Origin of the sequence: Burkholderia thailandensis E264, assembly GCF_000012365.1 — a bacterium.
Classification (GTDB): Bacteria; Pseudomonadota; Gammaproteobacteria; order Burkholderiales; family Burkholderiaceae; genus Burkholderia; species Burkholderia thailandensis.
Genome location: NC_007651.1, coordinates 2303710 through 2317898, shown reverse-complemented (window position 1 = coordinate 2317898; position 14189 = coordinate 2303710). Strand labels below are relative to the sequence as shown.

The 14189-nt window shown below is 67.1% G+C and carries 12 protein-coding genes; 1 reads left to right on the top strand and 11 read right to left on the bottom strand.

The features are described 5' to 3' along the window. Positions 1–75 precede the first annotated feature (75 nt). Positions 76–1980: a S53 family peptidase gene (locus BTH_RS22655; protein WP_009890469.1), complete on the bottom strand. Its 1905-nt coding sequence runs from the start codon at positions 1978–1980 to the stop codon at positions 76–78. A 513-nt stretch (positions 1981–2493) separates the two neighbouring features. On the opposite strand from BTH_RS22655, the gene BTH_RS22650 reads away from it, so the two are divergent. Continuing rightward, complete coding sequence (locus BTH_RS22650) at positions 2494–3309, top strand: posphoenolpyruvate synthetase regulatory kinase/phosphorylase PpsR (RefSeq protein WP_009890467.1); 816 nt, start codon at positions 2494–2496, stop codon at positions 3307–3309. A gap of 167 nt (positions 3310–3476) precedes the next feature. On the opposite strand, the gene BTH_RS22645 is transcribed toward BTH_RS22650, so the two are convergent. The 10 genes from BTH_RS22645 to BTH_RS22600 all read right to left on the bottom strand — a co-directional run bounded on the left by BTH_RS22645 (position 3477) and on the right by BTH_RS22600 (position 14184). Further along, the gene (locus BTH_RS22645) at positions 3477–4265 is read right to left on the bottom strand and encodes a TrmH family RNA methyltransferase (RefSeq protein ID WP_009890465.1); all 789 of its coding nucleotides are present in this window, start codon (positions 4263–4265) and stop codon (positions 3477–3479) included. Further along, complete coding sequence (rnhB, locus tag BTH_RS22640) at positions 4262–4906, bottom strand: ribonuclease HII (RefSeq protein WP_009890463.1); 645 nt, start codon at positions 4904–4906, stop codon at positions 4262–4264. The genes BTH_RS22645 and rnhB overlap by 4 nt, the downstream gene beginning before the upstream one ends. After that, entirely contained in the window at positions 4906–6072 is a 1167-nt protein-coding gene (lpxB, locus tag BTH_RS22635; protein ID WP_009890460.1) for a lipid-A-disaccharide synthase, read from the bottom strand. The genes rnhB and lpxB overlap by 1 nt, the downstream gene beginning before the upstream one ends. Before the next feature lie 3 nt (positions 6073–6075). Continuing rightward, a complete protein-coding gene (gene lpxA, locus BTH_RS22630) occupies positions 6076–6864 on the bottom strand; it encodes an acyl-ACP--UDP-N-acetylglucosamine O-acyltransferase (RefSeq protein ID WP_009890458.1) in 789 nt (262 codons plus the stop codon). 55 nt (positions 6865–6919) lie between these two features. Then, positions 6920–7387 carry a 3-hydroxyacyl-ACP dehydratase FabZ gene (fabZ, locus tag BTH_RS22625; RefSeq protein ID WP_006026072.1) on the bottom strand — a complete coding sequence of 156 codons (468 nt, stop codon included), beginning with the start codon at positions 7385–7387 and terminating at the stop codon, positions 6920–6922. A 144-nt stretch (positions 7388–7531) separates the two neighbouring features. Next, positions 7532–8617: a UDP-3-O-(3-hydroxymyristoyl)glucosamine N-acyltransferase gene (gene lpxD / locus BTH_RS22620; protein ID WP_009890454.1), complete on the bottom strand. Its 1086-nt coding sequence runs from the start codon at positions 8615–8617 to the stop codon at positions 7532–7534. Positions 8618–8633: 16 nt separating this feature from the next. After that, on the bottom strand, positions 8634–9137 hold the full coding sequence (locus BTH_RS22615; protein WP_009890452.1) for an OmpH family outer membrane protein: 504 nt from the start codon (positions 9135–9137) through the stop codon (positions 8634–8636). 67 nt (positions 9138–9204) lie between these two features. Continuing rightward, positions 9205–11514 (bottom strand): outer membrane protein assembly factor BamA, encoded by a 2310-nt coding sequence (bamA, locus tag BTH_RS22610; RefSeq protein ID WP_080511498.1) that lies wholly within the window; start codon positions 11512–11514, stop codon positions 9205–9207. Positions 11515–11578: 64 nt separating this feature from the next. After that, positions 11579–12970, bottom strand: coding sequence for an RIP metalloprotease RseP (gene rseP, locus BTH_RS22605; RefSeq protein WP_009890449.1), 1392 nt, complete (start codon positions 12968–12970; stop codon positions 11579–11581). 17 nt (positions 12971–12987) lie between these two features. Next, entirely contained in the window at positions 12988–14184 is a 1197-nt protein-coding gene (locus BTH_RS22600) for a 1-deoxy-D-xylulose-5-phosphate reductoisomerase (RefSeq protein ID WP_009890448.1), read from the bottom strand. Positions 14185–14189: the final 5 nt, after the last annotated feature.

Genomic DNA, 14189 nt, shown 5'->3' with positions numbered 1-14189 from the left:
CGCGGCGCATCGCCCCCTCCGTCACCGAAGACGAATCCACGCAAGCGTGCGCGCCGCGCACCGGCGCGGCGTTGCTTATCGCGCGAAATCGGCCGTCTTCTTCACGAACGCGGCGAAGTTCGCGACGTCGAGGCTGCCGAAGCCCGTCACCGGGTCCCAGCCCGCGCCCGCCTTGTAGCCGTAGCCGCCCGAACCGTTGTGGCCGGATTTCACGTCGCGCGCAAGCGCGCGGTTTGACGGCACGTAGCGATAGAGGCTCGCGAGCGGAAAGCCGAGCCGGTTGCCGTTGTCGGATTGCACGCGCGCCCAGATGCCCGTGAAGATCGGTGCCGCGAGGCTCGTGCCGCCCCATTGCTCAGTCCGGCCGTTCACATAGACGTGCGCGCCGCTGCGGCCGTCCGCATCGAACGCGACGTCGGGCAGCGCGCGCGTTCTCGCCGACGCGCCGAGCACGCTTCGCTGCCACGCCGGCACCGCTTCGTTCTTGCTGTAACCGCCGCCCGTCGCCCAAAGACGCTGCGTGCCGTCGTAGCTGCCGTACGCGTCGTACACGCCGATCGGCTGCAAGCCCTCGTTCCACGCGACTTCGCCCGCATACGCGAGCGTCGTCTTGTCGGTCGACAGCGTCGTGCCGCCGACCGCGACGACGTACGGCGACGTCGCGGGCTCGCTGACCGAGTAGTTCGAGCGCGCCGGCACGCCCTGGCCACCCGACACGCGGCTCACGCTGCATTCGTACGCGCCCGCGTCGCCCGCCGCGACGACGAACGTCTGCCCCTGCGCGACCGCGCTCTTGAAGATCCGGTCATCCGCCGCCTGCGTGCCGGATGCGCGCGCATCCGCCTCGCACACGCCGAGCGACACGTTGATCACCTTCGCGACATTGTCCGCGACTGCGCGGTTGTACGCTTCGGTGATGTCGGAGAGCAGCATCGAAGGCGCCGCGTAGAACACGATTCCCTTCACTTCGCCGCCCGCCGCGCCGACGATCGCCTGGCTGTCCATATCCCATTCGCTCAGGCCCGAATTGTCGTTGTAGTCGCTGCCCGGCGGCCCGGTGCGTGTGACGGTCGCCGCGACGCGCGCGAGCCCCGCCTTCGCCGCGAACGTGTCGAGATCCCGCAGCACGGGTGCCGCGTCGCCCGCCATGATCACGCCGACTGTCGTCAGTGAAGCCGTCGGCGTCGCGCCCGCGCGGTAGATTCGCGAGAATTCGAGCGGATCGTGGCCCGTCAGCACGGGCGTGCCGCTCGCGGCCGCCGTCGCGTCGCTCGCGCGCGCGGCAAGCGACGCCTTCGCGCCGCCGACCGTGCCCGTCACCGCCGCCTGGCGGTTGTACGTGCGCGCGAGCGTCGCGTTGTCGAGCCCGAGCACGGCGCCGACGATCCGGCCGAGCTCGGCGGGCACCTGCGCCGCGTCCTGGTTCGCGTAGACGCGCCGGCCCTCGAGCGTGAAGCGCTTGAGCCGCGTGTTGAACGCCGTCTTGACCGCGGCCGCGGTGCCCGTCGCCGAGATCAGCAGCCGGTTCGGCGACACCTCGATGTCGCGGAACCCGGCCCGGCGCAGATGCGCTTCGACGAGCGCGACCTGTTGAGGCGTCGGCGCATGCCGCGCGGTGAATTCGGCGGGCGTGAGGGGCCGGCCGTAAGCGGCGCTGCCGGGGGTATGCAGATCGAGCAGGAAGCGATCGAGCTTTGCTTCGTCGTTGAGATTGAGACTGACGACAACGCGCACCGGCTCGCCGGGCGCCGCGTCGATCGCCTTTCCAGCCGCAGACGCCGCTGCCGAAGCCTGCGACGCGGCACGCGCCTGCTGCGGAAATGCCGGATAAGCGCGGGTCTGCGTGTCGACCCACGCCGGCGCCGCCGCGTGCGCGCTCAACGTCGTCGCGGCAAAAAGCGTCGCCGCGCAAATCGCGTGCTTCGTTTGCGGAGCACGAAGCCCGGCCCATTTTCTTGACGTCATTTTGTCGTTCCTCATTCGGTTTGAATACAGTCGAAACACCATGAAAGCGAACCGCCGAACTGCTTGCGGACGAGTGCCGCGATGACTGCTGCCCAGGCGCGAACGAGGCCGCTCTCCCGCCCCGGCCGCCAGACGACCTGTGAACGAATATCGCCGCCGGCTCTCGCGAAAGCCGGCGCCGCCCTCCCCAATCAAGCAGGATTCCGAATTAACCAGATCGACTAACGCCCTGATTCAAACTACGCCAATGGTCGTTCGACGAAATGATTCCGGTCTCCGCTATTGCCTGGCGCCTTTCGAGCAGCATGACGAAATATTACAGATCATTTCAACGCGCGCGCGTCTCGACTATTGCGCGATCCGCAAATGCTAATCGTCCGATCCGAAGCAATCGCTCGTCGCCGTTGCAGACGAGAAGACGCCGGACCGTCGGCGGCGGCTTCCCTCCGGGCCGCGCACCCACGCCTGCTAGAATGACCGCTTCCCGGCCGCGCGCGGCCGCCACGCACACGCTCGACGCTTCGATTCATGCTTCCAACCGTATTCATCGTCTCCGACGGCACCGGGATCACCGCCGAAACCTTCGCGCATTCGATCCTGTCCCAGTTCGATCAGAAATTCCGGCTCGTGCGCGTGCCGTTCATCGATTCGATCGAGAAGGCGTACGGCACCGTCCAGAAGATCGACGACGCCGCGCAGCACGACGGCCGCCGGCCGATCGTGTTCACGACGCTCGTCGACGGTGAATCGAACGAGATCGTCAAGCGCTCGAACGCGCTCGTGCTCGACATGTTCCAGCGCTTCGTCGAGCCGCTCGAGCAAGAACTGCAGTTGAAATCGAGCCATGCGATGGGCCGCGTTCACCAGAATGCGGATACCGAGGAATACAAGACGCGGATCGAGGCGATCAACTTCTCGCTCGCGCACGACGACGGCCAGTCGAATCGCAACCTTGCTGACGCGGACGTGATCCTGATCGGCGTGTCGCGCAGCGGCAAGACGCCGACGAGCCTGTATCTAGCGATGCAGTACGGCGTGAAGGCGGCGAACTACCCGCTGATTCCGGAAGACTTCGAGCGCGGCAAGCTGCCGACGCCGCTCCATCCGCATCGCGACAAGCTGTTCGGGCTGTCGATCGATCCGATGCGCCTCTCGGAGATCCGCAACGAGCGCCGCCCCGGCAGCAAGTACGCGGCGCCGGAGAACTGCCGCTACGAGATCAACGAGGCGGAGGCGATGATGCGGCGCGAAGGGGTCAAGTGGCTGTCGTCGACACACAAATCGATCGAGGAGATCGCGACGACGATCCTGCAGGAAATCAAGCTCGAGCGGCAGTCGTATTGACGACGCCGCGCGATGCGCGGCGCATCGCGCGGCATGCCCGGCGCGCTCGGCATGCATCGCGGCAAGCGGTGCGGGCAGCTTGCGCGATCGACGACGCGGGATCGCGCAAGCCGGCGCGCCGCCGTCGAATCACCGCGATCGCGAGAAAGAGAAAAAGCGCGCGTGCGTCATGCGCCGGGCGCGCGTTGCTGCCGGCATTGCTCGAAAAGGCAAACCGCAGCCGCAGCGGCCACGTTCAGCGATTCCATCCCGCCCGGCTGCGGAATCGTCACACGGTGCGTCGCCGCGTCGCGCCACCGGACGGACACGCCCGCCCCTTCGTTGCCGAATACCCACGCGACCGGCCCCGTCAGATCGCAGTCGTAGATCGCGCGCGCGCCGTGCGAATCGGTCAGCGCGACCGGAATCGCAAGCCGCTCGATCAGCGTGCCGGCGTCGACATCCTCGTGGATGTCGAGCAGGAAATGCGCGCCCATCGCCGAGCGCAGCACCTTCGACGACCACGCGTACGCGGTGCCCGGCGCGCAGAACACCTGCTTCACGCCCGCCGCGGCCGCGCTGCGCAGGATCGAGCCGACGTTGCCCGCATCCTGCACGCCATCGAGCACGACCGACGTGTTCGACACGCGCTCGGGCAACGCTGGCGCCGGCCTTGCGACGAGCAGCAACAGCCCGACGCCGTTGACGACGTTCGACAGTTGTCCGAACAGCGCGTCGGGCAGCGTGACGACCCGCGCCGGCTCGATGCGCGCGACGGTCTCGCGCGCCTCCGCGTGCGAGAGCGCGCCGTCGGTGACGACGCACAGCTCCGGCTGCCCCGCCGCATCGAGATAGGCGCTCGCGAGATGCAGCCCCTCGAGGAGCGCCTGGCCGCCGCGGCGCTGCTGATGGGTCGATCCCGCGAGCGCCTTCAGGCGCTTGTACAGCGGATTGTCGCGGGAAGTGATCGCTTTCATCGAATCAGATCGAAGGCTTCGCGCACCGGTGCGAACGAGCGCCGGTGATGCTCGCACGGCCCATGCTCGCGCAAGGCGGCGAGGTGCTGCGGCGTGCCGTAGCCCGCGTGCGCATCGAATCCGTACATCGGAAACTGCTGATGCAGCTCGACGAGCATCCGGTCGCGCGTGACCTTCGCGAGGATCGACGCGGCCGAGATGCTCGGCACGAGCGCGTCGCCGCCGACGATCGCTTCGCTGCGGATCGCGAGCATCGGGCAGCGGTTGCCGTCGATCTTCGCGAGCGTCGGCCGCACCGCGAGCCCTTCGACCGCGCGCTTCATCGCGAGCATCGTCGCGTGCAGGATGTTGAGAGTGTCGATTTCCTCGACGCTTGCCGATGCGACGCAGTATGCGAGCGCATGCGCGACGATTTCGTCGAAGAGCCGCTCGCGCTTCTTCGCGGACAGCGCCTTCGAATCGTCGAGGCCCACGATCGGCCGCGCCGGATCGAGCACGACGGCCGCCGCGACGACAGGCCCGGCAAGCGGGCCGCGCCCGGCTTCGTCGACGCCGCAGACGATCTCGCCCGGCGCGTCGAAATCGAGCGCGGGCTGGGCCGCGCCACCGGCGCCGCCGCGGGGTTTGCGAGCCGTCGCCATCAGTGCGGCTTCCTGCTGTCGATCACGCGCGCGACGGCCTCGGCCGCGCGCTGCGCGGTGTTCTGGCGCAACGCGAGATGCATGTCGGTGAAAATACCAGTGAGCGTGCGGCGGTTCGCATCGTCGCGCAGTTGCGTGAGCGTCGCGTCGGCGAGCGCCTCGGGCGTCGCGAAATGCTGCAGCAGCTCAGGCACGACGAAACGGCCCGCGAGGATGTTCGGCAATCCGACGTACGGCAGATAGCCCTGCCGGCGCATGATCTGCCCCGTGAGCCACGGCACCTTGTACGAGATCACCATCGGTTTCTTGAGCAGCGCCGCTTCGAGCGTCACGGTGCCGCTCTTCACGAGGATCGCATCGGCCGCCGTCATCGCGACCTGCGCGCGGCCTTCGGTCAGCGTGACCGACAGCAACGGGTGCGCGTCGACGAGCGGCTGCAGCAACTCGCGCAGCGCGGGCGTCGCGGCCGGCACGACGAAGCGCACGCCGGGCTCGCGCTGCTGCATCAACGCCATCGCGTCGAAGAACGTCGGGCCGATCAGCTCGATCTCCGAGCGGCGGCTGCCCGGCAGCACCGCGATCACGGGGCCGCTATCCGGCAGGCCGAGCGCGATTCGCGCGCCGTGCATGTCGGGTTCGAGCGGAATCTCGTCGGCGAGCGGATGGCCGACGAACGTCGCCGCGACGCCGGCCTTCTCGAGCAGTTCGGGCTCGAACGGGAACAGGCACAGCATGTGGTCGACGGCCTTGACGATCTTCTTGATCCGGCCGCCGCGCCATGCCCAGATCGACGGGCAGACGAAATGGACCGTCGGAATGCCGGCGCCGCGCAGCGCCTGCTCGAGGCCGAAGTTGAAATCGGGCGCGTCGATGCCGATGAACGCGTCGGGCGGTTCAGCGAGCAACTGGCGCTTGAGTTCGCCGCGAATGCGCAGGATCTCGGGAATGTGCTTGAGCGCCTCGACGTAGCCGCGCACCGCGAGCTTTTCCATCGGCCAGTGCGCGTCGAAATCCACGGCGGTCATGCGCGGCCCGCCGATCCCGTAATAGCGGGACGATGCGGGCAACTGCGCGTGCAGCCCGCCGAGGAGCGACGCGCCGAGCAGGTCGCCCGACGGTTCGCCCGCGACGAGCGCGACGCGCAGCGGTGTGGGTTGGAACGCCATCGTTCAGCGAATGATGCCGCGCTGCGACGACTCGACGAAGTCGACGAGCGCCTTCACGGCCGCGTCGCCGTCGCCGCCCGCCTGCGCGAGCTCGCTCAGCTGGACCTTCGCCTCTTCGAGCGACAGGCTGTTCTTGTACAGGATACGGTACGCGCTGCGCAGCGCGGAAATTGCGTCCGGCGAGAAGCCGCGTCGGCGCAGCCCTTCGACGTTGATCCCGTGCGGCTCGGCCTTGTTGCCCGCCGCGATCACGAACGGCGGAATGTCCTGCACGAGCGCGGACGCGCCGCCCAGCATCGAATGCGCGCCGATTCGCACGTACTGGTGAACGCCCGACATCCCGCCGACGATCGCCCAGTCGCCGATCTCGACGTGCCCCGCCATCTGCGCGTTGCTCGACAGGACCACGTGGCTGCCGACGCGGCAGTCGTGACCGATGTGCACGTACGCCATGATCCAGTTGTCGTCGCCGAGCGTCGTGACGCCCGCGTCCTGAACGGTGCCCGTGTGGATCGTCGTGAATTCGCGGATCGTGTTGCGATCGCCGATCACGAGCCGCGTCGGCTCGTCCTTGTACTTCATGTCCTGCGGACGGCCGCCCACCGACGCGTAATGGCCGATGCGATTGTCTTCGCCGATCGTCGTATGGCCTTCGATCACGCTGTGCGAGCCGATCGTCGTGCGCGCGCCGATCGTCACGTTCGAACCGACGATCGCGTATGGGCCGACCTCGACCGTCTCGTGGAGCTGCGCGCCCGGCTCGATGATCGCCGTGGGGTGAATCCTGCTCATGCGCCGTTGCCTCTCAATGTCTATGTCGCGTTGCGTAGCCTTGCGTGCCGCGCGCTCAGGGCGCCGCGTCGGCCGTCTTGACCGTGCACATCAGCTCGGCTTCCGCCGCGACCTTGCCGTCCACTTCCGCAACGGCCTTGAACTTCCAGATGCCGCGAATATAGCGCTCGAACGTCACGTTCAGGATCAGTTGATCGCCCGGCTCGACGACGCGCTTGAAGCGCGCGTTGTCGATGCCGACGAAGTAATACAGCGTGTTCTCCGGATCCTTCGGCTCCGCCTCGGCGAACGTGAGGAGCGCGGCCGCCTGCGCGAGCGCTTCGATGATCAGCACGCCCGGCATCACCGGCCGCTTCGGGAAGTGGCCGGTGAAGAACGGCTCGTTGACCGTCACGTTCTTCAACGCTTTGATGGACTTGTGCGGTTCGAGTTCGAGCACGCGATCGACGAGCAGAATCGGATACCGGTGCGGCAGCAGCGTGAGGATCTTGTGAATGTCGAAGTTGATTTTTTCAGTGCTCATGATGGTTCGTCTCACGCAATGGCTGCGCGGTGATAACTGCAAATGCTGATGCGGGCCGCGTTGGGGAAAGCGGCGCGCGGTTCGATCGGCCGGCGCGGCGGGCAGCCTGCGAGTGCTGCGTCGCGAGATCCGGCCGACGTGAGTTCATGCGCCGCCGGCGTCGCCTTCCCGCGCGGCCAGTGCGGTCTCGAGCGCCTTGATCCGATCGCGCAGCTTGTCCAGATTGCGCACGAGCGCCGCGCTCTTGTTCCAGTCGCCGTGCTCGACGGCCGGAAACGCGCTCGTATAGATGCCGGCCTTCGGCAGCGATTTCGATACGCCCGACTTCGCGGTGACGATCACGTAGTCGCCGAGCGTCACGTGGCCGGCGACGCCGACCGCGCCGCCGATCATGCAGTGCTTGCCGATCGTCGTGCTGCCCGCGATGCCCGCGCAGCCGGCGATCACCGTGTATGCGCCGATCCGGCAGTTGTGGCCGATCTGCACGAGATTGTCGATCTTCACGCATTCGTCGATGACGGTATCCGCCATCGCGCCGCGGTCGATCGTCGTGTTCGCGCCGATCTCGACGTCGGGGCCGACCTTCACGCCGCCGACCTGCGGAATCTTGACCCACGCGCCCGTGCGCGCGTCGCCTTCGCCGACGAAATCCGGCGCGAAGCCGAAGCCGTCGGAGCCGATCACGGCGCCCGAATGGACGATCGCGCGCGGCCCGAGCGTGCAGCCGTGATAGATCGTGACGTTCGGGTACAGGTGCGAGTCGTCGCCGATCCGCGTGCCGCGCCCGACGAACACGTTCGCGTCGAGTTGCACGCGCTCGCCGATCACGGCGCCCGCCTCGACGCTCACGTGCGGGCCGATCACCGCGCTCGCGGCGACCTGCGCGGCAGGATCGATCGTCGCGCTTGGATGCACGCCGGCCGCGCGCTGCGGCGCGGCGAGATCGATGAACATCTGCGCGACCCGCGCGAAATACGCGTAGGGATTCGGCGTGATGATGAAATTGCGGCCGTTCGCGGCCGCGCCGAGCTTCTCGAGATCACGCGGCGCGATCAGCACCGCGCCGGCGGCGGTCGTCTCGACCTGCGCCAGATACTTCGGATTCGCGAGGAACGCGAGGTGCTGCGGGCCAGCCTGATCGAGCGGCGCGAGACCGCCGACCTCGCGCCGGCCGTCGCCGACGATCTCGCCGCCGAACCGCGCGACGAGCGCCTCAAGCGTCAATGCCATTCGACGTTCGCTCCGTTCAGTTCGACAGGCTCGAAGGCGATGCGAGCGCCTTCAGCACCTTGTCGGTGATGTCGATGCGCGGACTCACGTACACCGCTTCCTGCACGATCAGATCGTAGTTCTGCTGCTCGGCGATCTGCTTGATCACCTTGTTCGCCTTGTCGAGCACCGCCGCGAGCTCCTCGTTGCGGCGCTGGTTCAGGTCCTCGCGGAACTCGCGCTGCTTGCGCTGGAAATCGGTGTCGAGCTGCGCGAGGTCGCGCTGCTTCTGCGCGCGGTCGTTGGGCGACATCGTCGGACCGTTCCGGTCGAGCGCGTCGGACATCGACTTCAGGCGCGCGGCCATGTCCTGCAGATCCTTGTCGCGCTTCGCGAACTCGGCTTCGAGCTTCGTTTGCGCGGCCTTCGCGGGCGCGGATTCGCGCAGGATCCGATCCGAATTGACGGCCGCGATGCGCGCGACGTCCTGCGCATGCGCGGCCGTCGCGCCGAGCGCGGCAGCGAGCGCCAGCGCGCACATCACTCGTTTCGAAAACTTACCGGTTAGCAAGATTACCCTCTCGATGCTGTAGTCAGTGCCTGATCGATCAGAATGCCGTCCCGATCTGGAACTGGAATTTCTGATACTGATCGCCTTCGTGCTTCTGCAGCGGGAAGCCCAAGCTCAGCTTGAGCGGCCCGATCGGCGAGATCCACGCGAGACCGACACCGTAACCGTAGCGCAGGCCGTTCGCGCCCGTGCTCGTGCCGCCCGGCGCGTTGCCCCACACGTTGCCGCCGTCGAGGAACGTGAACACGCGCAGCGTGCGGTCGTAGCCCGTGCCCGGCAGCGGGAACGTCAGCTCGATGTTGCCGACCACCATCTTCGAGCCGCCGATCGGATCGTTCGTCTTCGTGTCGCGCGGGCCGAGCGAGCTAGGCTCGTAGCCGCGCACGGAGCCGATACCGCCCGCGTAGTAGTTCTTGAAGATCGGGTACGGATTGCCGATGCCGTTGCCGTAGCCCGCCTGGAAGTTCAGGCCGAGGATGAAGCCGCGCGCGAACGAGTAGTAGTACTGGCCCTGCACGTCCATCTTGTAGTACTGGATCTTGCCGACCGGCACGCCGTATTCGGCGTTCGCCTGCGTGAAGTAGCCGCGGCTCGGGATCAGCGCGCTGTCGCGCGCGTCGCGCGACCAGCCGATCGTGAGCGGCACCGTGTTCGACACGCGGCCGAACTCGTTCACGTAATCCTGATACGACTGCGGCGTGTTCGAATCGACGTCGAGACGGTTCTGCTCGAAGCCCGCGCCGAAATAGACCGTGTCGGTTTCCGAGAACGGAATGCCGAATTTCAGGTTGCCGCCCGCCGTGATGATCCGGAAGCTCGAGTTCGTCGAGTAATAGAGCGGCTGATACGTGCGGTAGAACACGTCGGTGATCCGCTTGATGCCGTCGACGGTGAAGTACGGGTCGACCTGCGTGACGGTCAGCGTGCGGTAGCTCTTCGCGGTGTTCACGTTCACCGCGAGACTCGTGCCGGAGCCGAACACGTTGTCCTGCGAGATGCCGGCCGACAGCACGACCTTGTCCGTCGACGAGAAGCCCGCGCCGAGCGTGATCGCGCCCGTCGGCTTTTCGGCGACCTTCACGTTCACGTCGACCTGGTCGTTCGTGCCTTCGACGGGCACCGTCGTCACGTCGACGTCGGTGAAGTAGCCGAGACGGTTCACGCGGTCCTTCGACAGCGCAAGGCGGCTCGAATCGAACCACGAGCTCTCGAGCTGGCGCATCTCGCGGCGCACGACCTCGTCGCGCGTGCGCGTGTTGCCGACGATGTTGATCCGCCGCACGTACACTCGGCGGCTCGGATCGACGACGAGCGTGAGGCCCACCTTGTGCGTCGCCTGATCGATCTCCGGCTGCGCGTTCACCGTCGCGAACGCGTAGCCGTACTGGCCGAGCTTGTCGACGATCGCCTTCGTCGTCTGCTGCAGCTTCTCGGCCGAGAAGCGGTCGCCCGGCTTGATCTTCACGAGCTTCTCGAGCTCGGCCTGGCGATCCAGCAGATTGCCCGCGAGCTTCACGCTCGATACCGTGTACGGCTCGCCTTCATGCAGCGCCACCGTCAGGTACATGTCCTTCTTGTCCGGCGAGATCGACACCTGCGTCGACTCGATGTTGAACTCCAAATACCCGCGGTTCAGGTAGTACGAGCGCACGTTCTCGAGGTCGCCCGTCAGCTTTTCCTTCGAGTACAGGTCGTTCTTCGTGTACCACGAGAACCAGTTCGGCGTGGACAGCTGCATCTCGTCGCGCAGCGTGCTCGTCTTGAACGCCTTGTTGCCGATGAAGTTGATCTGACGGATCTTCGCGCTCGGGCCTTCGGCGACCGCGAACAGGATCGACACGCGGTTCGCGTCGACCGGCGTGACCGTCGTCGACACTTCCGCCGCGTAGAAGCCGCGCGTCAGGTACTGGCGCTTCAACTCCTGCTCGGCCTTGTCGACGAGCGCCTTGTCGTAGTAACGCCCCTGCGACAGGCCCACCGCCTTCAGCGCCTTGTTCAGGTTGTCCTTGTCGAATTCCTTGATGCCGGTGAAGTCGATCGACGCGATCGCCGGACGCTCCTGCACCTGCACGATCACGACGCTGCCCTGCGTCGCGATCCGCACGTCGTTGAAGAAGCCCGTCGCGTACAGCGCGCGAATCGCTTCGGATGCCTTGTCGTCGGTGAACGTATCGCCCTGCTTGATCGGCAGGTAGGCGAACACGGAACCCGCTTCGACGCGCTGCAAGCCTTCGATCTTGATGTCCTGCACCACGAAGGGCGCCGTTGCGTGTGCCGCGAGACCATGCGCGGCGAGCGCCGCGGCAGCAACCGTCTTAGGTACGAAGCGATGAGGTTTGAACAACATGCATCCCCAGTGTTTAAGCTTGCATCAGATCAGGCGGCCACCGTTGCAGTTGCCGCCCGACGCGTCAAAAATGGATTAACCGAGCCAGATCGTTGAACAGCGCGATCGCCGACAACGCGACGATGCAGATCAACCCCGCTCTTTGCAGAATCAGTTGCCAGCGCTCCGATACGGCCTTGCCGGTCGCGGCTTCAACCAGATAATATAACAGATGCCCCCCGTCCAAAACGGGAATCGGCAGCAAGTTCAGCACGCCTAGGCTAATGCTGACAAGGGCGAGAAACGATAGGAACGCCGACAAACCGAGCCTCGCGCTCTTGCCCGCATAGTCGGCGATCGTCACCGGGCCGGACAGGTTCTTCAGCGACGCTTCGCCCGTCACCATCCTGCCGAACATCGTCAGCGAATACACCGAAATGTCCCACGTGCGCCGCACGCCGAGCTCGACGCTCTCGAGCACGCCGTAACGCACGTCCACGCTCGGCGTCTGCAGCGCGAGCGCCGCGCCGATGCGTCCCACCTGCTTGCCCGTTTCGTCGTCGCGCTGCGCCTGCGGCACGATCGACACCGTGCGCTCGACGCCCGCGCGTTCGATCCGCAGCGCGAGCGCGCGGCCCGCATGCGCCTTCACGTCGTCGATGAAACGCGTCGAGCCGCCGATGCGCGCGCCGTCGAGCGACACGAGCTTGTCGCCCGCCTGAAGCCCCGCCTGTTGCGCGGCGCCGCCCGGCAACACCGACGTCACCGTCAGCGATCCGCCGCCCGGCTCTAGACCGAGGCGCGACATGAAATCGTCGTCGATCTCGCGATCGGCGATGCCGTGCAGATCGACACGGAAATCGTAGGTGGCGCCGTCCGCGCGATTGCGCGCGCCGAGCACGACATCCTTGCGGTCGAACGCCGCACCGAGCAGCTTCCAGCGCAGATCGGACCACGAGCGCACCGGCTCCGCGTCGCCGCCCTGGGCGCCGCCCGCGCCCACGGTGCGGATCGACACGATCGTCTCGCCGCCGTCGAAGCCCGCGACCGCGGCGGGCGTGCCGGCCGCCGGCGGCGCGACGATCGCGGCCGGCTCGGTCACGCCGGTCGCGAACACGGCCGAAAAGAGCACGATCGCGAGCAGGAAATTGGCGATCGGACCCGCCGCGACGATCGCGATCCGCTTGCCGACCGGTTGCCGGTTGAACGCGAGCGGCAGTTCGCTCGCGCGAATGCCGTCGCCGGGATCGCGCTCGTCGAGCATTTTCACGTAGCCGCCGAGCGGCAGCGCGGACAACGTCCACTCGGTACCCGTCTTCTTGCTGACCCAGCGCGCGACCGGCGCGCCGAAGCCGATCGAGAAGCGCAGCACCTTGACGCCGCACCAGCGCGCGACGCGGTAATGCCCGTACTCATGCACGACGACCAGCACGCCGATCGCCACAGCAAACGCGATCAGTTCGACCAGCACGTTCATGAGCGTGTCGACTCCATTCAGGCGGCTCGCTCGACGCTGGGCGCGGGCAGCTTGTCGATGAACGCCGTCGCCGCGCGGCGCGCGTCGGCGTCCGCGCCGATCACGTCGTCGAGGCCGCTCGGCGTACGATTGGACAGCCCGCTCAGCACCGCGTCGACCGTCTGCGCGATCGCGGTGAAGCGGATGCGGCGCGACAGGAACGCGTCGACCGCGATCTCGTTGGCCGCATTGAGCGCCGCGCTCGCGACGCCGCCCGCCTCGAGCGCATCGATGGCGAGCGCGAGACACGGAAAGCGCGCGTAGTCGGGCTTCTCGAACGTGAGCGTCGCAATCTGCGCGAGATCGAGCTGCGCGACGCCCGCGTCGACACGCTCGGGAAACGCGAGCGCATGCGCGATCGGCGTGCGCATGTCCGGATTGCCGAGTTGCGCGAGCACCGAGCCGTCGCAATATGACACGAGCGAATGGATCACGCTCTGCGGGTGGATCAACACGTCGATGCGCTCGCTCGGCAGGCCGAACAGCCAGTGCGCCTCGATCACCTCGAGGCCCTTGTTCATCATCGTCGCGGAATCGACGGAGATCTTGCGGCCCATCACCCAGTTCGGATGCTTGCACGCCTCGTCGGGCGTGACGCTCGCGAGCGTCACGGGCTCGCGCGTGCGGAACGGGCCGCCCGACGCGGTCACGATGATCTTCGCGATCCCGCCATGCTCGGCCGCGTCGCGCGGCATGCACTGGAAGATCGCGTTGTGCTCGCTGTCGACGGGCAACAGGATCGCGCCGTGATCGCGCACCGCGTCCATGAAGATCGCGCCCGACATCACGAGCGCCTCCTTGTTCGCGAGCAGGATGCGCTTGCCCGCGCGTGCGGCGGCGAGGCTCGGCGCGAGCCCCGCCGCGCCGACGATCGCCGCGACGACGGTGTCGCAGCCGTCGCTCTTCGATACGTCGACGAGCGCCTGCTTGCCGTACGCGACCTGGGTCTTGCTGCCCGCGGCGCGCAATTGCGCCTCGACCCGCGCGGCGGTTTCGGCGTCGCCGACCACCGCGACGTCGGGCGCAAAGCGCAGGCACTGGGCGACGAGCTTGTCGCCGTTGCGGTGGGCCGTGAGCGCATGAACCGCGAAGCGCTCCGGATGACGCGTGACGACATCGAGCGTGCTGTCTCCGATCGAGCCCGTCGAACCGAGCAATGTCAGACGTTTTTGCATAATAG